At 45.2% G+C, this 22,366-nt stretch carries 19 protein-coding genes; all 19 read right to left on the reverse strand.

The window, feature by feature from the left end; genetic code table 11:
- Positions 1-6: 6 nt before the first annotated feature.
- Positions 7-828 carry a carbon-nitrogen hydrolase family protein gene (locus R7Z50_RS19435; RefSeq protein WP_005381136.1) on the reverse strand — a complete coding sequence of 274 codons (822 nt, stop codon included), beginning with the start codon at positions 826-828 and terminating at the stop codon, positions 7-9.
- Positions 829-861: 33 nt separating this feature from the next.
- Entirely contained in the window at positions 862-4,743 is a 3,882-nt protein-coding gene (locus tag R7Z50_RS19440) for a YhdP family protein (protein WP_206970986.1), read from the reverse strand.
- 12 nt (positions 4,744-4,755) lie between these two features.
- Positions 4,756-6,225: a ribonuclease G gene (gene rng, locus R7Z50_RS19445; RefSeq protein WP_005381138.1), complete on the reverse strand. Its 1,470-nt coding sequence runs from the start codon at positions 6,223-6,225 to the stop codon at positions 4,756-4,758.
- Between the two features lie 18 nt (positions 6,226-6,243).
- Entirely contained in the window at positions 6,244-6,813 is a 570-nt protein-coding gene (locus R7Z50_RS19450) for a Maf family protein (RefSeq protein WP_206970985.1), read from the reverse strand.
- A gap of 4 nt (positions 6,814-6,817) precedes the next feature.
- Positions 6,818-7,306: a rod shape-determining protein MreD gene (mreD, locus tag R7Z50_RS19455; protein WP_005381141.1), complete on the reverse strand. Its 489-nt coding sequence runs from the start codon at positions 7,304-7,306 to the stop codon at positions 6,818-6,820.
- On the reverse strand, positions 7,296-8,192 hold the full coding sequence (gene mreC, locus R7Z50_RS19460; RefSeq protein ID WP_005381142.1) for a rod shape-determining protein MreC: 897 nt from the start codon (positions 8,190-8,192) through the stop codon (positions 7,296-7,298). The genes mreD and mreC overlap by 11 nt, the downstream gene beginning before the upstream one ends.
- Before the next feature lie 150 nt (positions 8,193-8,342).
- A complete protein-coding gene (locus R7Z50_RS19465) occupies positions 8,343-9,386 on the reverse strand; it encodes a rod shape-determining protein (protein ID WP_005381144.1) in 1,044 nt (347 codons plus the stop codon).
- A 151-nt stretch (positions 9,387-9,537) separates the two neighbouring features.
- Entirely contained in the window at positions 9,538-13,593 is a 4,056-nt protein-coding gene (locus R7Z50_RS19470) for a DUF6701 domain-containing protein (protein ID WP_318149214.1), read from the reverse strand.
- 8 nt (positions 13,594-13,601) lie between these two features.
- The gene (locus R7Z50_RS19475) at positions 13,602-14,036 is read right to left on the reverse strand and encodes an MSHA biogenesis protein MshP (RefSeq protein ID WP_186584633.1); all 435 of its coding nucleotides are present in this window, start codon (positions 14,034-14,036) and stop codon (positions 13,602-13,604) included.
- Complete coding sequence (locus tag R7Z50_RS19480) at positions 14,026-14,739, reverse strand: PilW family protein (RefSeq protein WP_225492035.1); 714 nt, start codon at positions 14,737-14,739, stop codon at positions 14,026-14,028. Before R7Z50_RS19480 ends, R7Z50_RS19475 begins: the two co-directional genes overlap by 11 nt.
- On the reverse strand, positions 14,739-15,320 hold the full coding sequence (locus R7Z50_RS19485; RefSeq protein WP_124009117.1) for a type II secretion system protein: 582 nt from the start codon (positions 15,318-15,320) through the stop codon (positions 14,739-14,741). Before R7Z50_RS19485 ends, R7Z50_RS19480 begins: the two co-directional genes overlap by 1 nt.
- Positions 15,317-15,796, reverse strand: coding sequence for a type II secretion system protein (locus R7Z50_RS19490; protein WP_225462007.1), 480 nt, complete (start codon positions 15,794-15,796; stop codon positions 15,317-15,319). Before R7Z50_RS19490 ends, R7Z50_RS19485 begins: the two co-directional genes overlap by 4 nt.
- A gap of 124 nt (positions 15,797-15,920) precedes the next feature.
- Positions 15,921-16,145: a Tfp pilus assembly protein FimT/FimU gene (locus R7Z50_RS19495; RefSeq protein ID WP_225492036.1), complete on the reverse strand. Its 225-nt coding sequence runs from the start codon at positions 16,143-16,145 to the stop codon at positions 15,921-15,923.
- 67 nt (positions 16,146-16,212) lie between these two features.
- The gene (locus tag R7Z50_RS19500; RefSeq protein ID WP_225492037.1) at positions 16,213-16,713 is read right to left on the reverse strand and encodes a type II secretion system protein; all 501 of its coding nucleotides are present in this window, start codon (positions 16,711-16,713) and stop codon (positions 16,213-16,215) included.
- Positions 16,714-17,004: 291 nt separating this feature from the next.
- Entirely contained in the window at positions 17,005-17,466 is a 462-nt protein-coding gene (locus tag R7Z50_RS19505) for an MSHA biogenesis protein MshF (protein ID WP_225492038.1), read from the reverse strand.
- Between the two features lie 3 nt (positions 17,467-17,469).
- Positions 17,470-18,693 (reverse strand): type II secretion system F family protein, encoded by a 1,224-nt coding sequence (locus R7Z50_RS19510; protein ID WP_225492039.1) that lies wholly within the window; start codon positions 18,691-18,693, stop codon positions 17,470-17,472.
- A gap of 8 nt (positions 18,694-18,701) precedes the next feature.
- The gene (locus R7Z50_RS19515) at positions 18,702-20,426 is read right to left on the reverse strand and encodes a GspE/PulE family protein (RefSeq protein ID WP_005381188.1); all 1,725 of its coding nucleotides are present in this window, start codon (positions 20,424-20,426) and stop codon (positions 18,702-18,704) included.
- The gene (locus R7Z50_RS19520; protein ID WP_193837563.1) at positions 20,423-21,517 is read right to left on the reverse strand and encodes a tetratricopeptide repeat protein; all 1,095 of its coding nucleotides are present in this window, start codon (positions 21,515-21,517) and stop codon (positions 20,423-20,425) included. The genes R7Z50_RS19515 and R7Z50_RS19520 overlap by 4 nt, the downstream gene beginning before the upstream one ends.
- Entirely contained in the window at positions 21,514-22,359 is an 846-nt protein-coding gene (locus R7Z50_RS19525) for an ExeA family protein (RefSeq protein ID WP_053303467.1), read from the reverse strand. Before R7Z50_RS19525 ends, R7Z50_RS19520 begins: the two co-directional genes overlap by 4 nt.
- Between the last annotated feature and the right edge of the window lie 7 nt (positions 22,360-22,366).

Below are 22,366 nucleotides of genomic sequence, written 5' to 3' on the forward strand. Positions count from 1 at the left end.
GCTCTTTTATTTCCGTCTCAATTCATTTTGAAAGCGACTGTGTTGAGTCAGCGGCATATTCTGCCTTACTTGTTGGCTTTGTGACAAATCTATCTCAGTCACCAATAAACCTACTTCATCCTGAAGCTGTTTATGGATACGTCCCCAAGGGTCAACGACCATTGAGTGTCCCCATGTTTTTCGTCCACATGGATGCGTTCCAGTTTGTCCGCTTGCCAAAATCCAACATTGTGTCTCAATCGCTCTAGCTCGCAATAATACTTCCCAGTGAGCTTGCCCCGTCACAGCGGTAAACGCAGCGGGCACCACAATGATATCCGCCCCTTCTTGACGCAATACTTTATAAAGTTCTGGGAAACGTAAATCATAACAAATACTCAATCCAACACTGCCGATATCAGTTTCCGCAACGACTATTTGATTACCCGCCATAAACGTATCCGACTCACGATAACTACCATAACCATCGGCTACGTCGACATCAAACATATGCAGTTTGTCATAGTGAGCAATGCATTTACCGTGCGGCGGAAATACAAGTGTTGTGGTGGTGACACCTTTTGCGGTTTGAATGGGCATGCTTCCGACAATTAGCGTTAACTGGTTCTTTCTAGCGATTTCACAGAGCCGCTGTTGAATCATGCCACTGCCAAGTGGCTCTGCATGTTGATGATAAGCTTCGCGACTGGAAAATAGCACTGTATTTTCAGGAGTAAGAACAAGTTTGGCACCTTGCTTGCTCGCTAAAGCACACTGTTTTTCAATGAAGTCCAAATTCGCGTTAATATCCGGACCCGAAGTCATTTGAATAATGCCAACACGCTCCATGTGTTTCCTCCCTATTCCATTATATTCGGTGAGTTATTTGGCCTGTTCACGCAGTTTTTCTGGCAGCTTGTATTCACCTTTACTTCGCGAAATTTCTTTCACCGTTGGTGAATCTAGTGGGCCTTTCACTTCATAATTGACTTGAGTGAAGACCTCAACCACCGGAGATATCACCGTAGAGATGGCCAAGACATACAAAGCAGTTTGAGGCGCAACGGCAAACGCGGTCAGCATTGGTAGGCCTGATGTGATGTCTGGTGTGAATTTCACTTCCGCATCAACCATTCTGCTGTTCATATTAGCGATGCCGCGGATTTGCATTTCCCCTGCTAACGCATCCATTACGATATCATTGGTGATAAACACACCGTCTTGGATTTTGCCCGTTCCCGTGATCGAGTTGAATGCCATGCCTTTATCGAATACGTCGGTAAAGTCGAGCTGCATCTTACGGATGATAGAATCCAAGCTAAACAAGCCTAACAAGCGTGCCGCACCACTAACTTCACTGATCACGCCTTTACCAAATTCCGTTGAGACGTTTCCTTGCAAGGTTTGTGTCTTCATTGACCAAGGTGCGCCGTCCCATTCCATATTGGCATTGATCTCAAATGGTGCTTGTTGAATGCCTGATGTAATACCAAAGCGCTCCATAAGATCGGTGTTGTTATCACCTTTCATTTTCATGGTTAATTTGGAATGACTACTCTCTTTCGTCAGGTCCCACCAACCACTCATATCAATGCGGTTTTTGCCGCTACTAAAGGTGATATTTTTCCACTCCAAGCGGTTCTCGCGACGCTGCAAATCAACATTAACTTTGCCCACTTTGTAACCTTGCAGCCAAAAATCATCGATGTTCAAAGTTAAGTTTGGCATCTCTGCGTGAAACTTGCGGTCAAAATTGGTAATCAAAGGTGCGTTTTGATCTTCACTCGCAAAGATTGAACTGCGCTCTTTGGTCATCTCTTCAAACCCTGGGATGTACAGATGCAAGTGCTCTAGAGAGACCGATAGATCATAGGGTTTCAGATAGTTAGCTTTCCCTTTAACCTCTTGACTGTCCACATCGAGTTGCCAACTCAAATTTTTCTTGCTTGCTGAAAAATCCACATCATGAAACTCAATCCCACCGAGCTGTAAGTTTGGCGTTTCAACTTCAATGCGTGTCGGCAATGGAATGGTCGGCGTTTTCATGCTTGCCAAAACAGACGATGAAGGCTTGCTCTCAGAGACCTGCGCAAGCTCCGCCCATTGGTCTAAATTCAGTTCTTCGACACGCACCGAAGCATCGTGCCCGACAATAGGACTAATCCGGAAGCCACCTTTGCCAACCATTAAATGAGTCGCAGTCAGAACCGGGACATCGCCAGCGATATCTATCTCAGTTTGATACTTCACATTTGGGATCTGTAGTCGTGCTGAAATACTCTCTTGGTTGCCGGATGCTTGCAGTTTCGCTTGCCCAGACTCACCAATTTTTTTCGCTAAAGGATAAGGATATTGACTAGCCAGACGATTTAGCTGCGCCAGCACTTCAAGCTGATAAGTGAAACCAACATCATTGAGTTGCAAGTCAATATCCATTTGCCACGGCGCATGGCCAGAAACAAGGTTTAACCAACGCTCACCGACATAGGGTTTGAGCGGCTCGACATCCCAATCTCCTAGTGTATTAATTGTCACGTTGTAGCCTTGCTCCGCACTCTCTCCATGGAAATCAAGAGAGATAGGCTGTTGTAATAATTCGGCCGACAAACCCGATGTGGTAACCACATCATTGTCGAAGGTGATACGTCCTGTGGCGTTTTCAAGCGTCATTGGCGGCGCTTCAATATCAACACGATTTTCTGTTAAATCGGCATAACCCCAAGCGCGAGAGTCTTTCTCAAAATCAAACGGTATGTTGAGTTGAAACTCAGAGTAAACGGGCCCACTCACTTGCAGCGCTGTCAATGCGGCACCGACTGAATCCACTAATGGCGTCGCCATCATGTAGTCACGGACTTCATTACCCGGCGCGCTTGCTTTCGCTTCAATCTCGATGTGTCCACCTTCTGCCAACTCAGGGATTCGCCCAGTGATACGCTTGGCATGAACGCCATTTAGTGTGGCTGATTTTGAATCCAAATACATGGCATCATTTTCAAACAGCAAGTCTAGCTGCAAATCCGTGATGGTTGGCCATGCCGTATCAAAGCTAAATTTCGCGTCTTTTAATCCAACCCAAGCTTGGAACATGCCATTATGTTCTTTGTAAGGAAAATCACCTAACTCGCCATACCACAACAATTTCGCTGTGTTCACTTTACCGCCCTGAATCGCGGTCGAAAGATAGTCGGTCAAGTCTTGTCCAAGTGCCAGAGTCGGTAGATAGCGCCATGTCTCACCCGCGTTGTAGAGATCCGCTTCGGCATAGAACGATAAAAATGGGCTTTGTTCTTTTGGAAAATCAAGACGGAATGCCCCCAAGACTTGAAGATCAGGCGTTGCTGCCGTCACTTTATCCGCCCACAAACGCCAACCCGCATCATCTTGCTGCCAGATAATATCGACTTCACCTTGTTTGATATTCAGCGGAGCTTGGAATACATCGCCGTACGGAAAGACATCATCAATGACGGTGACTTTTGCTTTAGCTTGATTCACATCCCCCGATACGCTGCCCTGTACGTGATGAAACCCGGGTAGGAGCTCCCATTGTGTCATCGCGAGTTCATCCAGTTCAGCCGAGTAGCGTAAGGTGTCTAAACCACCGTTCATTGACAATCGGACATCTTCGACCCGACCTTTCGGTGCTAGTTTGTTAATAAGGTCACTGGTCGACTCTGACTCTGGAGCCAGCTTAATGAGCGGAATGAGTGCTTCAATGTCGAGTTGAGAGAGATTAAGCATCCAGCCGTTTGGTTGCCAATCAAACGCGACGTCTAGCTCTGGCCAAGGGGTATTATCGGTTCTGATCTGAAGTGAGTGGCCATTTACTTTCCAGCCTTGTTTATCTGGTCGAAGATTGAAAATTCCAGACTCAATAAACAGCTCATGATGTCCATCTTCATTCCACACCAACTCGGAAGGCAGTAATTCAACATAAGCATCATGCGGTTGGCTATGTTTGAGCGTTAGCCAAGTATTTAAGCTGACTTTACCCGACTCTGCTCCTGACTCTTCTTGCATGTAAGTGGTCAGCCAAGGTGTGACCGAGACATCTTGAGCACTCACATAAAACTCACCAGATACATCACGCAACGAGCCATGATCTTTAAAGTTAGCGCTTACCAACAATGAATTCAGGCGAACATCGGCAATGCTAACCGTGCCTTCGGCTACGTGACGTTTCCCTTGATTGCTCCAACGAAGCTGCTCAATATCTAAACGGCGAGTTTCACCAGACACCGACTTATACCAAATCCGTGAATCGCTAATAGTGAAGTCTTCGAACTGACGTAAAAGAAGTGAGTCGAGTTGGTCAATGAGTTTCACTTCGCTCTTATCCACTTCAGGCTTCGGATCTTGACGATGAGAAGTCGGCAGAATGTCTACCGTGTGAATGTCTAAAGCGAGGTTATGAATGGTAAGGTCTGCAACTACAGGTTTAAGTTGAAAAAGAGATTGAATAAGATCGAACTCAATTTGGACTTCTTCAACAGCGAAGCGGGCATCTTGCACGTTTGGTAGATTTGCCTCTAAACCCAGTAACGCAATTGAGGGATGATTATTGCGCCACGTCCCTGCGACATTGGCAATAGAAACGTCAAAACCTGTGCCTTGTTTGACCCAGGTTTTGATCTCATCTTGGAAATGGTTAAGTTGCGGCAGTGTGACGCGAAGCGTGGTTACTAATATGGCTAATAACACCAATACAGTAACTAAACTCCACGCACAAAAACGCCCAAAACGGTTAACACCAGAATTCACAAATGTTCCAAATTACATCATTACGACGTCAAACTGTTCCTGAATGTACAGGGGTTCAGCCTGAACTCGCACTTGCTTGCCAATAAATACTTCGAGCTCAGCCAGCGCATGAGACTCATCGCCCAATAGTGCTTCAGCAACAAACGGCGATGCGTACACGACAAAATTATCGGCGTCGTAAGCACGGTTCACACGAGTAATCTCGCGTAATATCTCAAAGCATACGGTTTCGACCGTTTTCACGCTGCCACGGCCTTCACAAGTAGGACAGCCAGAACACAAGATATGTTCAATACTTTCTCGTGTGCGCTTACGCGTCATTTCAACTAAGCCAAGCTGGGTAAAGCCGTTGATGTTGGTTTTTACTCGGTCTTTCGCCAGCGCCGTTTCCAGTGAGGTAAGCACTCGCTGACGATGCTCTTCGGATGCCATATCGATAAAATCAATAATGATGATACCGCCGAGGTTACGTAAACGTAGCTGACGCGCAATAGCTTGCGTTGCCTCTATATTGGTATTGAAGATAGTCTCTTCGAGATTACGACGACCAACAAATGCACCCGTGTTGATGTCGATGGTGGTCATGGCTTCGGTTTGATCGATGATCAAATAGCCGCCCGATTTTAGCTCGACCTTGCGCTCTAAAGAACGCTGAATTTCGTTTTCGGTGTCGTACATGTCAAAGATTGGCTTGTCACCTTCGTAAAGCTCAAGCTTATCTGTTAACTCCGGTACATACTCAGAAGTGAATTCTTTCAGGTTCTCGTATTCAAGGCGGGAGTCGACCATGATCTTATCGAGCTCTGTGCCAACAAAGTCACGCAGAATGCGTTGAGCTAAGCCGAGTTCACCGTAAAGTGTTGAACGCGTTTTGTATTTTGAGCGACGCTCCATGACTTTTAGCCACAAACGCTTTAGAAATGCCGCATCTTGAGAGAGCTCTTTTTCATCAGCGCCTTCTGCCGCGGTACGAATGATAAAACCACCGTGCTCATCGCAGTAATGGTTCACCACCTTTTTCAAACGCTCACGCTCTTTCTCACTTTCAATACGCTGCGAAACACCGACATGGCTGGCCCCCGGCATAAAAACAAGATAACGCGAAGGTAAGGTGATATCCGTCGTTAAACGCGCACCTTTCGTGCCGAGCGGATCTTTGACCACTTGCACAACAATGTCTTGTCCCTGGCGTACCAGTTCAGAGATATCACGGACTTGAAACTGCTGTTTTTCGTTTTCTGCCACACATTCGGTATGAGGAACAATATCTGACGCATGTAAAAACGCCGCTTTATCTAAACCAATGTCGACGAAAGCCGCCTGCATACCTGGTAACACTCGGCTTACTTTGCCTTTGTATATATTGCCCACAATACCGCGACGCGATTCGCGCTCGATATGTATTTCTTGTAGTACTCCACCTTCAATCATGGCCACACGAGTTTCACTCGGGGTCACGTTAAGCAGCAATTCTGCACTCATGTGCACACCTCAAAACAATTATAAAAATTCTTGAATTAGCTGATCGGTTTCGAACAAAGGTAAGCCTACTACAGCGTGATAACTGCCTTCGATCCGGGTGACAAATCGCCCTCCGAGTCCCTGAATACCATAACTTCCAGCTTTATCGCATGGCTCTCCTGACTGCCAATATTGTTCGATTTCTTCGTGAGTCAGTGGTTTGAACCACACGTCAGTGGTAACGACCACTGAATGTTGTTGTTCCGATGATACAACGCTCACCGCAGTCATCACTTGATGGCGACGACCCGATAAGTCAGTAAGCATACGCTTTGAATCTTCAAAACTTTTTGGTTTTTCTAGCACACGGTCATCGCATACGACGACCGTATCAGAGCCCAATACAACGGAATCAGGCTTAGCCAACGCTAAGCCTGCCTGAGCTTTTTCCAAAGAAAGACGCAACACGTAATCTTGTGCTTGCTCATGAGCCTGTTTGGCTTCCTCAACATCAGGCAATACGATCTCAAAATCATAACCCAGTTGAGCAAGCAGCTCTTTTCTTCTCGGAGAACCCGATGCGAGAACGAGAGATAAGCTTTTCTTCACCGCTTTACCTTACGTGCCATGCACGACGAACTCGTCGCATTAATAAAAACATCCATGGCCAAAGTATACAGTTTATTGCCGCCGTCCACAGAGATAATGGATTAAATACTACGTCCTGGTTCAAATATTCCCCACAGAATATCAAAACTTCCAATAACGCAGTAAAAAAGGCAATTAAAATCGACTGTTGCCACAATGCCATGTTGCGAATCAACAGGAAATTCAGCGCCACAAGGTAGATAACGATCGACATCATCATGCCACGAATTCCAAGCGTTGAGCCGATCAAGATATCCCACAATAAGCCCAACACTAGCGCAGTTCCGACGTTCACTCGGTGCGGTAGTGCCAACACCCAATAACACGTGACAAGGAACAACCATGACGGACGTAACACATCTAACACACCTGGCCATGGAATGGTTTGCAGTACCAGCGCAACGAAGAAACTGACGCCAATCACCATTCGGCTACTCAATACATTATTGGCCATCGGTTACCTCTTGTTCTTGCTCTAACCCTTCATCTACATTGGACCGCAGTACTTTGTGTTGACGGTCTTCATTCGGCCAAATCAGCAGTAGGTAGCGTAAGCGATCAAACTCCACTACCGGCTCAGCCTTGATTGAGGCGAACTCTTGACGCGTATCGTGATCCACATTGGTAACCGTCGCGACTGGATATCCCTCAGGGTAAATGCCACCTAAACCGGATGTCACCAATAAATCACCAACCTGAATATCTGTGCTGGTTGGAATGTGCTCCAGTTGGATTTCATCCATTTCACCATTGCCCGATGCGATCACTCGGATATCATTGCGGATCACCTGGACAGGAATTGCATTTTTCGCGTCCGTTAGCAGCAGAACACGTGCGTTGTGCGCTGCGACAAACGTAACCTGACCGACGATGCCTTTCTCGTTGATAACAGGCTGACCAACGTAAACACCATCAATACGGCCTTTATCGATCACCACTTGATGACGATAAGGTGAAGTATCCACCGCCATTACTTCTGTCACGACTTTCTTTTCATCACGGACAAATGAAGATCCTAGCAACTTACGTAGGCGTTGGTTTTCTTCTTTATATTGGTCGAGCAAGATAAGCTCGCTTTTCAGGCGTAGCACTTCTCGCTTTAAGCTGCGATTGCCTTCAACCAATGCCTGATGAGAATTAAAACGTTCAAATACGCCATCGAACATACTACGAGGCAAATTCGCTGCGTACTGAATCGGTGCAACCATACTGTTTAGTAGGTATCGAACGTTGGAAAACGTATCTAGACGACTATCGGCCAGCATTAAGCTCGCCGACACGATGACAGCAAAAAACAGACGTAATTGCAGAGACGGACCTCTGCCGAAAATCGGTTTCATCTTGTTTTTGACCTGATTGCTTCCATGATTATTGAGCCTTACTTGGCAACCTAAAAATACTTAACTAAATACTTTTAGGTATGGAGCATGTTTGAATTACAGAGAGAGCAGAAATGAAGGTGAAGCCCGACATGAGCTTCACCTAAACCTTTATTCTTCAGAGAACAGATCGCCACCGTGCATGTCGATCATTTCTAGTGCTTTACCGCCACCACGCGCAACACACGTTAGTGGATCTTCCGCGATAACCACAGGAATACCCGTTTCTTCCATAAGTAGGCGATCAAGATCTTTCAGTAGTGCGCCACCACCGGTTAGCACCATGCCGTTTTCAGAGATATCTGAAGCTAGCTCTGGTGGACACTGTTCTAGTGCAACCATGACTGCTGATACGATGCCAGATAGCGGCTCTTGAAGCGCTTCTAGGATCTCGTTTGAGTTCAAGCTAAAGCTGCGTGGCACACCCTCTGCAAGGTTACGACCGCGAACTTCAATCTCTTGAACTTCATCACCAGGGTAAGCAGAACCGATTTCGTGTTTGATCTTTTCAGCCGTTGCTTCACCAATCAAGCTGCCGTAGTTACGACGTACGTAGTTGATCACAGCTTCATCAAAGCGGTCACCACCGATACGTACAGACGATGAGTAAACCACACCGTTTAGAGAGATAACGGCAACTTCAGTTGTACCACCACCGATATCGACCACCATTGAACCTGTCGGCTCAGATACGCGTAAACCAGCACCAATTGCCGCCGCCATTGGCTCGTCGATTAGGTAAACTTCACGGGCACCAGCACCAAGTGCTGATTCACGAATTGCGCGACGCTCAACTTGGGTAGAACCACAAGGAACACAAACAAGAACACGTGGGCTTGGCTTTAGGATGCTGTTGTCATGCACTTGCTTGATAAAGTGCTGAAGCATTTTTTCGGTTACGTAGAAGTCAGCGATTACGCCGTCTTTCATTGGGCGGATAGCGGAAATGTTGCCAGGTGTACGACCAAGCATCTGTTTTGCTGCGTGACCGACTGCAGCAACGCTTTTTGCAGAACCTACACGATCTTGACGAATAGCAACTACAGAAGGTTCATCAAGGACAATTCCTTGCCCTTTTACGTAAATTAGAGTGTTGGCTGTACCTAAATCGATAGATAGATCGTTAGAAAACATGCCACGAAGTTTCTTAAACATACTCTTCGCTCATCCTGCAAAAATATAGAAGACAAAAATTGCTCTAAATGTACCAATGCCTCGCTGTCACAGCAAGGTATTGGTACACAAACATGAGCAGAAAGCCTCAATTTCTTGCAGTTTCCTAACTTAAGGGCAAAAACCTAAGTTGTTACTGTCCGGTTAACCCTGGCTCACCACGGTAAATCACGCGATCGTTACCTCGATGAATACCAAAGGTGACGACGGATGATGGGTTTTCTTCGGAGCCATCATTGTTCCAGTCGTATTTGAGCCAAGGGAGGTTGTTACCACTAGGGTCGAGATTAAGCCAAACTTCAGCTTGTTGACGTCCACAGTCTGCGCGCTCTTGCTTAGCAATAAGTTCACGCATGGCACCATCGTTAACCGTCGTTCTGACGCCTTCAAGTAAAATGTCGCAGTCGGAGCCATCATCAGGCCAAACTGGCTCCTGGCTTTTTAGAGTTGGGGACACTGTTGTCCCGTTATCCTTACTGTTTAAAACGAATCGGGTATCTCTCCAATACTCCACTCTAAGGGGGATATTAACAGATTTACCCTGATTCACTCCCACATCATCCAGAGCTATGCGACCAAACCTGACATCAGGTTGCGATTGTAGCTGTTGCGAAACCATTCTATCTTCAGTGCTATTTTGCCCTTCTTTTAAGAACATCGTAGGATCAACATAGCCAGATACTTTAGTTCCATTATTATTAAGTGAAAGCGAAATAGACGTTTCGATGGAACTATCCTTGTCTGCCGGTAGTTTTGAATTAAATGGACCATCGGGACTCGGCAAAGATAAATCTTTACGCCAATAAACTGAGTTATCCCAAGTTTTGCTCCACACAGCTCCCGACCAGTTATCACTAGTCAAATCGGAATCCAAAATGCTAAGTCTATCTGAGTAACCACCAGCCAAATACAAATCTGCTTTTAAAGAATTGGCAAAACCACCATAATTTTGAGTTGTGTAACCGTTAGCGTTATATGCTGTGACTTCAAACTTAACCGATTCAAAATTCTGTCCCATATATACAGATTGATTCTGATTATCAGGGTAGGTCCACTCTGTCCCGGTGACTTTAAAGTAATCCGGATAGAAGCGCCCAATGGTTGACTTACCATCGGCTATTTTAAATGCATTACTACCAAGATATAGAGATGTGCCAATATCATCGCCATTTTCATCTTTAGCAACTGGTGCCTCAGCAATAAGCTCGAAAACACCGACTTCTGAAACCGATTGATCAAACGTCACACTGCCACGAGACCATTTACTTGATTCTGGTAGCTTCTCATTTAGAAGTTTGGCTAATGAACCATTAGACGGGTACTTCACTTTATTACTAACCGTAATAGTCTTCTCTTGATAGTTCTCAGCAACCGTATCATCATCTTGCAATGCCGAGATGGTTAACTCAAAAACTTCACCAGCAGCAACAAACCCCGAAGAACAGCCATTTTCACTGTTGGTGCACTCTCCGCTCTTATCACCACTCTTTGCAGTAACTTTCAGTTTTGAAGGAAAACTAACGAAGCTGCCGAATCCATCCGAGTCATCAACACCTTCAACACTGGCTTTAAGTTTGACCTTTCCAGCTTCAGAGTATCTCAACTTAAAGAATGCCTTGCCTTCATCATCAAAATAAACATTAGGCAGGTATTTATTAGCTCTGGTTAGCTCGACATTTGAACTCCATTCCACAGCCTGATCTTTCACTTTTTTCTTGTAAGAAATCACGACAGGTTGAGAGCTATCGATCGGTGCCACTTCATAATCAATCGACATATTAACACCGCGAGATTCTCCGCCGTCTTCAGTTCGAGTTGAACAAAACGATAGGTAGTCCTCCCCCGTAGTTTCGCGACTAGCAACTACATCATTAACATTCACCGCAAGCACATTTGAAGCGAAGGTTACATTACAGTTGTTAGCAGATAGTGGCCCGCCATTAATTCGACATCGTGCCCCTTCAAAGCCAAACTGTGGTACGGAACTTTGATCGATACCCAAAGTAATATCGCCAGCTCTTGAACCTTGCAGCTCAAGCTGAGTTTCATTCTCAAACTGTACATTTGTACCACCAACCCAGTTGGCAACATTATTGCCAGTAGATGGAAGTAAAGTGACAGAGAGAGGCGTTAAGCTGCCATCATCGTATGCATCTCTAGGATATTGCTCAGAACAACTTTCATTCATACAAGCTCTAAGTGTCACATCAGAAGCCTGACACGTACTGCCTGAGCCTGAGTAGTCAAACTCGAAATGATGAATACCATCTGTTAATCGCGAGTACTTGTCCGCACAGACTCGGAAGTTATCAATATCATGCGTATTGGTAAGCATACCTGTGGATGCCGTTACCGACAGACGGAAGTTATCTGGAATATAGTTAAAACCACCTTTTTCCAAAACGTTAAACTCTTCGATAACAGGATCCCATCCGCCATTTTTTCCGACTTTTCGAAATACAGCCAGCGTTATCGTATCGGTGTTACGCGAATTTAAAACTACTTTATAACGATGCAGTTTCTCTTTACCTTTTCGATTATCCAACGAGCTGCTGTATTTTTTGCCAGTGATATACGGATAACCTTTCAACCACTTACCATTCGCATCTTGGACGCCCTGTCCACGCACCCCAACATTATCAGCAACACTATTTGAAACGATTTTCTCGCTCCCTTCACGAATGTAGTTACCAAACTCATCAATACCAATACCTAGCCAACCACCAGCAAAGCCTTCTACATCTTTGGAGACTTCAGGGTAGTGATTCTTTAGAAGCTTCATCCCGTAACCAAGCGGACCACCAAATGCCCCGGTTTGAGGAGGGACACTCGCATCAGAAATCACCAGCGCAACACCGTCAGCACCATTCCCACCATATGCATTGTGATCAAACTCAATCTCTAAATAGTTCTGATCTGAAGGAAAAATATAGTTATATGCAGAGGCTGTTGCCTGCTCTGGTTTATTTGAGTTTAAGATGAAACGTCCATCAGAGATATGGGGCTCGTCACTGGTACCAAAGCCCATCACCGACCAGTTTGACAATGAACCTGAATTGAAGTTTTCTTCTGGTAATAGTGAACATTGCTGTGTTGGCGGAATAACAGGAACTAATTCAGGACAAAGTGAGGCTACAGCCTCTATTGGGCACTCTCCGGTCTGGGGGGGCTGACAGTTGGGATCATCTACACCACAATAAATGTCACTATCATTGTACTCGTAAGAATGTGATTTTGAGTTAACAGAACCACAGACGGTCGAGCTTTTTACTGTGGCTTTCCCGTGGGACTGAATCGCTTCACTAAGAGTATAAACACCTCGATTTTGATCGAGTTTAGAGTTAGTCAACGATACTTCGCTACCTGTTGATTCTACCCGGCCACAAACCAATGAGTTTTTAATATCGACTTTATGTAGAGCGAGAATATTTCCGTGTACTTGGTTATTGGCTTCTAAAATAACCTCTAAGCCCTTACTGGTAACGTCACCCGTAACTTTTGTTTCATTTAATGTAACCCGGCTTGATGCAGAAATATCACCTTGAATTTCATTCCCGCTTTGCTCAGTTTTCACCTCACCACCGATACTTGTCACGCTACCTTCGACATGGGTTTGCTTCAACGTAACCGTTCCAGCAGCTTCAACGTTACCGCGAATGATATTGTCGCTTTGTTCGGTTTTTATCGTGCTCGTTTTACTCGTAACATTTCCTTCAATAACCGCTTGAGAAAGAATAACCTCCCCATGCGTGGACAAGATCGAACCATAAACATGCGATCGGTTCTTAAGTTGAATTTTACCGTGCGACTCAATATCACCATAAATATCATAGCCACCGTTATCTCCGATAACATCGCTGGTCTCGTTAATAAGGTCAATATGAGCATTAGATTTACCGATCTGGTTGTTGCCAGCGAGTTGAATAGTACCTCGTACACGAATCGTCATTTTACTATCAGACACAATAGTATCGCCGTTATTCAACGTGAGTCCGTTCGGGCATAGGTAGGTTGTAGGCCTAACAAAAAAATTAAATCGATCTTGGTAACTACCGTTATCACACAAATCGCTTGCACCTTCAGGGACCCACCTCACCCAGTCCCAACTTGGCGTAATATCGTGAACCTTAGCGAGAACGTTCGCCGTACTCATCATACATATCAAGGCTAAGCAAATCAGTTTTTTCATTCTTGTTATTACTCCCGAACCCAAATCTCTTGCTGGCGCTCAACTTGCGATAAGCCCGAGCCACAAACGGCCGTAGCTTGCACCCTAAATAGTGACTCTGCTGCTGGTGTTCCTAAGTTTAAAGTGCCTAAATCTACACAACTCATTGGGCTAAGCCTACATCCGGTCCCTTGTGTGACATTAGGCATTGCACCGCTTACCGTATTTGTGCAGATTGTCGCGACGCTATCACTCGTACCATTGATGGGATATAACCTTGTCAATGCCCACTCATTTGCAGACTGAGCAACAAACCAAGCTTTTGTTCCCAAAAACTCTCTTGTTAATCCGCTTTGATTCGACCATGTCACTTTCATTAAAGAGGAAGCCAAATATCCCATTACAATAATGACGAACAACACGATGATTAGTACATTTCCGCTGGAGTTTCTTCTATGGGACATTGAGCACCTGCACATCTTGTTGATACACACTACGTTCACCATCCTGCTCAAACTCTAAATTGATATGAACTAAACCACCTCGTTGCAGAGTTGGCTCTAGATAACGCATACCACTTACGGACGTATCGACACTATCCGCAACCGTAATACCATTTCGCGTAACTCGCTTGGTATCAAAACAGTAGCGAACCTCCGACTTCTCTTGATAAATATAAAGACGGCTAGAAACAGAGGATCCCGTAATCGTACTTGCCCCCCCACTAACAACAAAAACCTTACCTGTTTTAGCTAAACCACCAATGGCTATATTTCGCGAAGAAGTTGATTGTAAATCTTCATATCGGCTCGGATTTATCACCATCCTGCGATTCGCAGGAATAGGATTAAGCGTTGAGTCATTACCTAGCAAAAACTCTAAGTCGTTATTCTTAAACGTGTAAAAACCAGAATATTCAATGGGTACAAACTCCAAACAATTGCTTGTCCCAGCTGGCTCATGAAAACTATTTGGCACGGCATGGCGGATTTCTCGGGTCATCTTTTCTAAAACAAACTGAGCCTGTGTTTGTATTCGTTGGCGATCGATAGTATCAGCGTAACCTTTCATTCCTAACTGGACATACCCAGCTATCCCCAACATGATGAAGCTGCCGACCACAATCGTAACTATCATTTCCATTAAGGTGAAACCACGATCTTTCATCAGTAGTTCCCCTTAATAGCTGTTAAAGTAAGGGGCTGCGTGTTCCCCGCAAAAATCCGTAATGTTACTTTTTTGTATTCGGTTATTTCATCGGGAGCTTTATCCGTCAGATCATCATAGGCAACGCTAACTTCTAATCTAAAGTTTTTGTACTGCTCAGTACTATCCGCACCAAGTACATCACTAATATTCCCTCTAGGGATACCATCACACTGAGAAGCCGTTGTAGATGTGCTCCAACACCCGATATAGTCATCTACATCGTTGAAATCACTAGGCGTTGTTTCCAAAGAACCGTCTAGTTTTTTATCCGCACCTAATTTATTTACGTCAGTGCAGCTCACTCCATTCTCACCACATCGAACAGTACCACCATCAAAATCGCTGTTCTCATCAAAGCCTCGCGCCAACATCTGAGACATAAAACCTTGGCCTAATGCAGCGGCACGAGTTTGATAATGAGGAATGGCGGAATCTCGAATTTGAGGGACAAGAAAAGAAGTAAACGCCACCATCGCAATGCCCATTAAAACAATCGCGATGATCATTTCTATTAACGTCATGCCACTAGATTTCTTCATGAGCATGTACCTTTAGAAACATAACCTTGAGAATTAATTTCAACTTGGCAACGGCTTCGACCATGTTTATCTTCAATTAAGATGTTTACAGCACCACTTACAGGATTGCCGAGAAGGTTAAAATTAATTGTATTTGCGGCACCGCTGATAACGGAAAACTTTGCGGACTTATCGATAACCACGTCACTACGGGCATCTTGTGCACTACCTGTTAGTGCACAGGCAGCAACCGAACCAACACATGAGCTAGAAACTTGTAAACGAAAATTGTTATCAGGACTTGCAACATTCGACTGCATACGATTCACTTGTACTTGGCGAATCACAGAAATCACGCGTTCTTGTAATGCATATCCAGAAAAACTGCCTGAGCCCATAAAACGGCTGGCTGCAAAAAGTGAAAGGATAGAGAGGAGAACAATCACGAGGATTAACTCCATTAAAGTGAATCCTAATGCAGAGCTGCGAATTTTCATAACCCAACCTTAGGCTTAGAACAAGCGAGATAAGTATACGATGAAATTATGAGATTAATGATAGGTTTATAATTTTTCGATTCGAAGTGTGAACAGACGAACAAATAACCAATGTCTAGTTACTTTACTCTTTTGAACGGCCAATCTCTTCTTCAATTCGATCGTAAGTTTCTTTATTGCTTAACGTTTCAGAAACGTGCTCAGCGGTTTTCTTAGTTTGCTCCCACTTTGCTTCGTAAGTCTCTGGTTCAAAGCTGATAAATCTTGGTAATACCACATAACCGATCACGCCTAAGATAATCAGTACAACCACAAACTCTATTGCACTAAGACCCGATGATTTGCGCATATGAACTATTCCGAGATTAATCAAAATAAAGAGATAAAGGCCAGACTAGCTGGCCTTAGGAATTACATTAACAACCTCTATCAGTCACAATCGTAGTAGCAACCGCGCTTGAAGTTGCTTCAGTGTATGTAACGTAACATTCACTTGCTTTTACTTTCTCAACAGTATTAGCTTTGGTATCAAAGCCTGGCTTTAGATCACCACTTACAAAAGTCGCTACTAACGTTTCAGGATCTGTACCTTCATTTACAAGAGCCCAATCCTGAGTTAGACCATTCACAGCGTTATCTAGACCACCAGCAAGTGCTTGTGGATAACCGTAGTTGATTTTTACATTTTCAACAGTAACTTTATCCGCAGTTGTTTTGGTCTCAACACCCTCAATTGCAGCTTTACCAAATACAATACCAGAAGCACCATCGATCGCACCTTTTAGACCTTGAAGAGCTGATTCACGAGCATCCGATTGCAGGTTAAGGAAACGTGGTGCTGCAGTGACCGCTAGAATACCTAGGATTACAATTACCACTACCAATTCGATAAGGGTGAAACCACCTTGTCTTTTCATTGTTTACTCTCTCTATGTAAGCATGCAGTACAACTGCAAAGTTTCGTTTAGGTCACGCGACCATTTTGGATATTGTCAAAACGGTTTGGGGCAGCAACGTTCACTAAAACTGACCGTGAAGTGGATACTGTATCTACCGCTTGAGCAGAATGACGATTCGCCATTATTCAGTTCATGCTGCAATGAGAAAAACACATTATTGTTTACTCTCTATTACAGCGTCTTACTTATGGTAATGATTGCATTATACCGACTTTCATCACCAATTATAGTGATTAGGTGTCAAAAAATTCACTCCGCCGACATTCCGACGTCTATTTTCAGTTGATTAGCTGTTGAAATAACTACAATCGACTGACCATTTTCATAAGTATAGTGACAGACATAACGATCAGTTTTGATGGCTCCACTGATATCTATTAACTTGTTGGTCATTATTTTACGTTGGGGGTAATGCACCGCTAGCCAATAACCACAATCTAATACACCTTGCTGAGTAAAGGGAGACACTAACCCGTCCTCAGTCATAGTAAGGTTAAAACCATCCATCAGCATATGTTCTGGCTCGCCTTTTACGAGCCAAGCTTGACGATAACGCTGAACACTATCTTGCATCCAAACTCTTGCCAACTTAGCCCCAGTCACTTGTGCTTGCTCGGTCACAGGACGTAATTTGACCGCCAAACCCACCGCCATAATCGTAGCAATAACCCCAAACACAATAAGCGTTGCTCGGCTTTGATTTTCAACCACCTATTAGCCGCCTTTGATGATATCGAGCATTCCCCACATTGGTAAGAAGATACCCAATGCCAGCACCATGACCATGCCTGCGACAATCACCAAAAGTAATGGTTCTATTCTTGCGGTCAGTGTTTTTAGATCGTAATCGACTTCTCGATCGTAAAAGTCCGACACTTCCAGCAGCAACTCATCAATACGACCAGTTTCTTCACCTACTGCAATCATCTGAATCACCAATGGGGTGAATATTTTACTGTTGATGGCCGTCACTGAAATGGTGCTACCCGCTTCAATTGCGGACTTCATTTCAAGAATTCGATTTTCTAAAAAACGGTTCCCTAAGGCTTCCCCGGCCAAAGCCAAAGACTGGTTAAGTGGCACCCCTGATTTCAGCATCAACGAAAAGGTTCTGGCAAAACGAGAAAGCTGCGCACGATTAACGATATCGCCTACAATTGGCAGCCGAAGCCGAAACTTATCGAACTTCTCCCGACCATCAGCCGTCGCCACCCACGCTCTGAACACCGTAAACGCGCCAATCATTGCCACAACCAGCAACACCCAATAATTAACAAAGAAATTAGAAGTCGCGATCAAAATACGCGTCGGCAATGGTAGCTCAACCCCAAAGCGCGTGAACATCGATGCAAACTCAGGGATCACCAAGATATTCAATACAAACATGGCGATGGTGATAAAGATAATGACAAACGTTGGATAACGCATCGCCGTTTTAATGCGTTTGCGAGTCTCAAGTTCCTGTTCGTAGTAATTCGCCAGTTGCAATAGCGCTTGGTCAAGCCGACCCGTATTCTCACCGACGTTGATCATAGAAACGAACAGTGGGCTGAATACTTTACTGTGTTGCTGCATCGCAGAAGACAAACCTCGGCCATTACTCAGTTCAGAAACGACATCTTCTAGCGCCTCTTTGAGCTGTTTGTTTTCGCAATTTTGCAACAAGCCACGCATAGAGCGCAGCAAAGGTACGCCAGCTTTAGTCAAACTAAACAACTGGCGAGAGAAAAGAATAATTACTTCCAACGGAATAGCAGGCACAAATAGCTTAGATAAGCTCACTTTGCTTTTTGCCGACTCTTTCTCTAAACGTACATTGAGCGGGATGACCCCTTTATTCATCAATGCTTCCGCCGCAGCTTCTGAGTTCACTGCTTCGATTTTGCCGTTAGTGGATGAGCCGTCTAGCGTGCGGCCTTGATAACGAAAAGTTGGCATTCACTTACCTATATGAAAATGGGATCAGTCTTACCAGAAGCATCACCCTCACCTAGGGTCATCACTTCATCCAAACTGACGGTGCCTTGTAGCGCCAGTTCCATTGCAGAAGCAAGCAGTGGCTTATAGTTTTCTGAGCGGCGCGCGGCTTGCGCAAAGCCAACCGCATCATTAGCGCGCAATTTATCCATCATCTCTTGCTCAAGTTCGAGCATTTCAAACACACCGATTCGGCCTCGATAACCAGTCAAGTTACAGTTTTGGCAACCTGCGCCTTTATAAAAAATGGTGCTAACTTGATTTGGGAAACGCCCAGCTAACCACTGCTGGCGAGACTCATCTAAGTGGTCTTCTGTTTTACAATCTGGGCAAACTCGGCGCACAAGACGCTGCGCCACCACAGCTCTGACTGCACTAGCAACCAAGTAACCCGGCGCACCCATATCGATCATACGTAACGCACTGTCGACAGCATCGTTGGTGTGAAGAGTGCTCAATACTAAGTGACCCGTTAGTGCAGCTCGCAGACCAATTTCTACCGTCTCTTGATCACGCATCTCACCAACAAGAATGATGTCTGGGTCTTGACGTAAAAAGGTTCTAAGAACACGCGAGAAAGTTAGATCGATCTTACTGTTAACCTGTACCTGAGTGATGCGAGGCAGACGATATTCAACCGGGTCCTCTGCTGTAATGATCTTTTTCCCAGGTTCGTTGAGCTCACTCAATGCGCCGTAAAGCGTGGTGGTTTTACCGGAACCTGTCGGCCCGGTAACCAAAATCATGCCGTGCGGACGCGCCAGCTGTCGACGTAAGCGAGCAAGCAAGTCTGGCGGCAAGCCCGACTCTTCTAACGGACGCAAACCAGCAGACTGGTTAAGCAGACGCATTACTACAGATTCTCCGTACTGCGTTGGTAACGTCGACATACGAATATCAATTGACTGGCCACGAACTTTGATATTGAATCGGCCATCTTGCGGCAAGCGCTTTTCAGAAATATCTAGGTGTGCCATCAACTTCAGTCGAAGAACCAAAGCCGATGCAATATTCACTTCATTTAAGAGCGTTTCATGCAATACGCCATCAATACGCTGGCGCAAACGCAATACTTGATCGTCTGGCTCAATATGAATATCCGAAGCTCCAACCTGTACCGCATCTTCAAACATGGAATTAACCAGCTTTACAACGGTAACCTCTTCACTATCGGCTTCATCAATACCGTAATCAAAGCTTTGTACATCTTTATGCTCTTCATGCAGCTGTTCAGCAAAGGAGGCGATCTCTTTAGTACGGCGGTAATAACGGTCAAAGCTTGAAATAAGCTGACGCTCTGAAGCAACAATGAACTCAAGGTTGTATTGTCCCAACAAGTTCATCAATGATTCTTGGATGAACAAGTCCGCAGGGTCACTCATAGCAACGCGCAGGGTGTCCCCATTTCGAGCAACGACCATCGCACGTAAGCGACGTGCGTGTACCTCAGGTAGAATCTGCACGGCTTCGGCATCCACAGGCGCACGACCAAGATCGATCAGTGGCAAACCAAGCTGCTGAGACAAGAAGTCCAACATTTGCTTTTCGGTAATAAAGCCAAGGTCAATCAACGCATCCCCTAGCTTCTGCCCGGTACTGCGTTGTGCGTTTAGTGCTTGCTGGATTTGTTCTTCAGAGACGATACCTTCCTCAACCAGAAGATCGCCCAAGCGTTTTCTCAACTGAATTTTCATTGTGCGCTCTCCAACTCTTTCAAGATGCTCAAACGGTCACGGATAAATGCTTGCGATTGATTCGAAATGCCAACTTTACCCAGAGCTTGGTTGTAAGAGTTAATCGCGGCAGTAAAAGCCAGGGCGCGCTCTTGTTGAATAGCCAAACCTAACCACCAGCGCGCGTTTTCCGGCTCACGCTGAGTTAGGAGTTGATAGCTCTCAAGCGCAATGTCATTTTGCTTGTGTTTTTGTGCCAATGCCGCACGCATCGCCAAGTAATCTCGACTTGGTACTGGAGGCAAATGAACAAGCGGGCTCAGCGCCGCTTCAGGTTGATTAGCTTTCACTAACAACTTAGACAAGGCCAAGCGGAGTACTTGGTTGTTCGTATCTAGGTTGATGCCTTCTTGAATAATCTCATATGCTTTACGCGTGTCACCTTTACCAAAGTACAACGCTGATAACTTTTGACGCGTGTCTGCATTCATTGGCTCATAACGCAACGCCTCGGCATAAGCCGATAACGCCGTTTGCATATCGTTAGCATCGAGTGCCTTTTCCGCTCGGCTAACCGCTTTAAGAGATAATTGGCGGTGAGTAAGCTCAACCTGCTCAATACGCATTGAGCTGTTTTCTGATGTCGTGTGGGTTACGTGATCGTATTGCTCCTCGCTCGGCATCGTTGCTAACTGTGCGAGTAAAACTGCATCTTCAGAGGCGATATTTATCTCAGATCTTGGCGTGAACCTATCAGTCTCTTGTATGTGAGGCTGTTGCACTACCTGCTGTGTGGCTGGTTTAGTGTAAACCACTTGAGTTGTATCGGGCGTCATTTTACTCGTTGGCGAGTGAGTGCGCTCCGATGAAACAATTGGTGAGACATTCACAGACGACAGTGGCATAGCGTCGGTTTGAAACTGTGATAGCTCGCCTGAAGGGACAGGACCGCGAGAGACCGCCCAGCTACCAACCGCAAGGCTTAACGAAAAACCGGCGACAAGCCAAAGCCAAGGTTTACTGCGTGAGACTCTTGGAATCTCCGCACGAGTAAGCTCTGACGGCGATGTTTTTTCAGCAAGTTCTGATAATGCTTTATTGATGGCACTCAAGGTTGACTCCATCCCCAAAATACGGGTGTTTTAAACTTAGGTTTACGGGCATCAAACGTATCGTGCATAGCGGCGTAAACGTGATGATTTTTCAATAGTGTGCAACGCTCATTAAATGCAGCAAGCAACGACTTGTGGCTAATTTGGTTTATCAAGCGCGGAATCCCCATGGATGAACGCCAAATCGCTTTTTTCTGTTCAATAGAAAAAATGTGCGCCCCATTGCCTGCTTTATCTAAACGATTATTGATGTAAGCCACGCCTTCATCGATAGAGAGAGGACGTAACTGGCAGCTAAACGTAATGCGTTGACGAAACTGCCTTAGCTCATGGTTAGCCAATCTTTCATCCAACTCAGGTTGTCCGAATAACACCAATTGAATGAGCTTATCTTGTTCCGTTTCTAGGTTGCCAAATAGACGCAATGTTTCTAAAGCTTGTGGGGAAAGAGCTTGCGCTTCATCAACGATCAAGACGGTTTTCTTTCCCAAGTAATGTACTTGAATCAAGTGCTCTTGAATGAGGGAAACGATGCGCAGCGGATCATCGTTCTCGATACCTAACTCTCTGGCGACAGCAAACTGCAACTGTTCCCCATTCAACACTGGATTGGGTAAGTAAATAAGCTCAACTTCAGATTCAATCTGCTCGATCAGCTTACGGCATACCATGGTTTTTCCAGTGCCGACTTCTCCCGTCACCTTAATCACCCCTTCTCCCATTTGCACGGCAGCTAGGATGGTTTGGATCGCCTCATAGTGAGGGACTAACCCCAAGAACATTTCTGTATTTGGGGTTAACGAAAAAGGCTGAACTCGGAACCCAAAGTGTGACAAGTACATACTCGAA

This window comes from Vibrio sp. 1249-1 (assembly GCF_033340495.1).

Bases quoted from the DNA above. Each gene is read 5' to 3' on its own strand.
- R7Z50_RS19435 (WP_005381136.1), bottom strand. From the start codon at position 828: ATGGAGCGTGTTGGCATTATTCAAATGACTTCGGGTCCGGATATTAAC.
- R7Z50_RS19510 (WP_225492039.1), bottom strand. From the start codon at position 18,693: ATGCCAACTTTTCGTTATCAAGGCCGCACGCTAGACGGCTCATCCACT.
- R7Z50_RS19480 (WP_225492035.1), bottom strand. From the start codon at position 14,739: ATGAAAGATCGTGGTTTCACCTTAATGGAAATGATAGTTACGATTGTG.
- R7Z50_RS19525 (WP_053303467.1), bottom strand. From the start codon at position 22,359: ATGTACTTGTCACACTTTGGGTTCCGAGTTCAGCCTTTTTCGTTAACC.
- mreC (WP_005381142.1), bottom strand. From the start codon at position 8,192: ATGAAACCGATTTTCGGCAGAGGTCCGTCTCTGCAATTACGTCTGTTT.
- mreD (WP_005381141.1), bottom strand. From the start codon at position 7,306: ATGGCCAATAATGTATTGAGTAGCCGAATGGTGATTGGCGTCAGTTTC.
- R7Z50_RS19490 (WP_225462007.1), bottom strand. From the start codon at position 15,796: ATGAAAATTCGCAGCTCTGCATTAGGATTCACTTTAATGGAGTTAATC.
- R7Z50_RS19485 (WP_124009117.1), bottom strand. From the start codon at position 15,320: ATGAAGAAATCTAGTGGCATGACGTTAATAGAAATGATCATCGCGATT.
- rng (WP_005381138.1), bottom strand. From the start codon at position 6,225: ATGAGTGCAGAATTGCTGCTTAACGTGACCCCGAGTGAAACTCGTGTG.
- R7Z50_RS19470 (WP_318149214.1), bottom strand. From the start codon at position 13,593: ATGAAAAAACTGATTTGCTTAGCCTTGATATGTATGATGAGTACGGCG.
- R7Z50_RS19475 (WP_186584633.1), bottom strand. From the start codon at position 14,036: ATGTCCCATAGAAGAAACTCCAGCGGAAATGTACTAATCATCGTGTTG.
- R7Z50_RS19500 (WP_225492037.1), bottom strand. From the start codon at position 16,713: ATGAAAAGACAAGGTGGTTTCACCCTTATCGAATTGGTAGTGGTAATT.
- R7Z50_RS19465 (WP_005381144.1), bottom strand. From the start codon at position 9,386: ATGTTTAAGAAACTTCGTGGCATGTTTTCTAACGATCTATCTATCGAT.
- R7Z50_RS19495 (WP_225492036.1), bottom strand. From the start codon at position 16,145: ATGCGCAAATCATCGGGTCTTAGTGCAATAGAGTTTGTGGTTGTACTG.
- R7Z50_RS19515 (WP_005381188.1), bottom strand. From the start codon at position 20,426: ATGAAAATTCAGTTGAGAAAACGCTTGGGCGATCTTCTGGTTGAGGAA.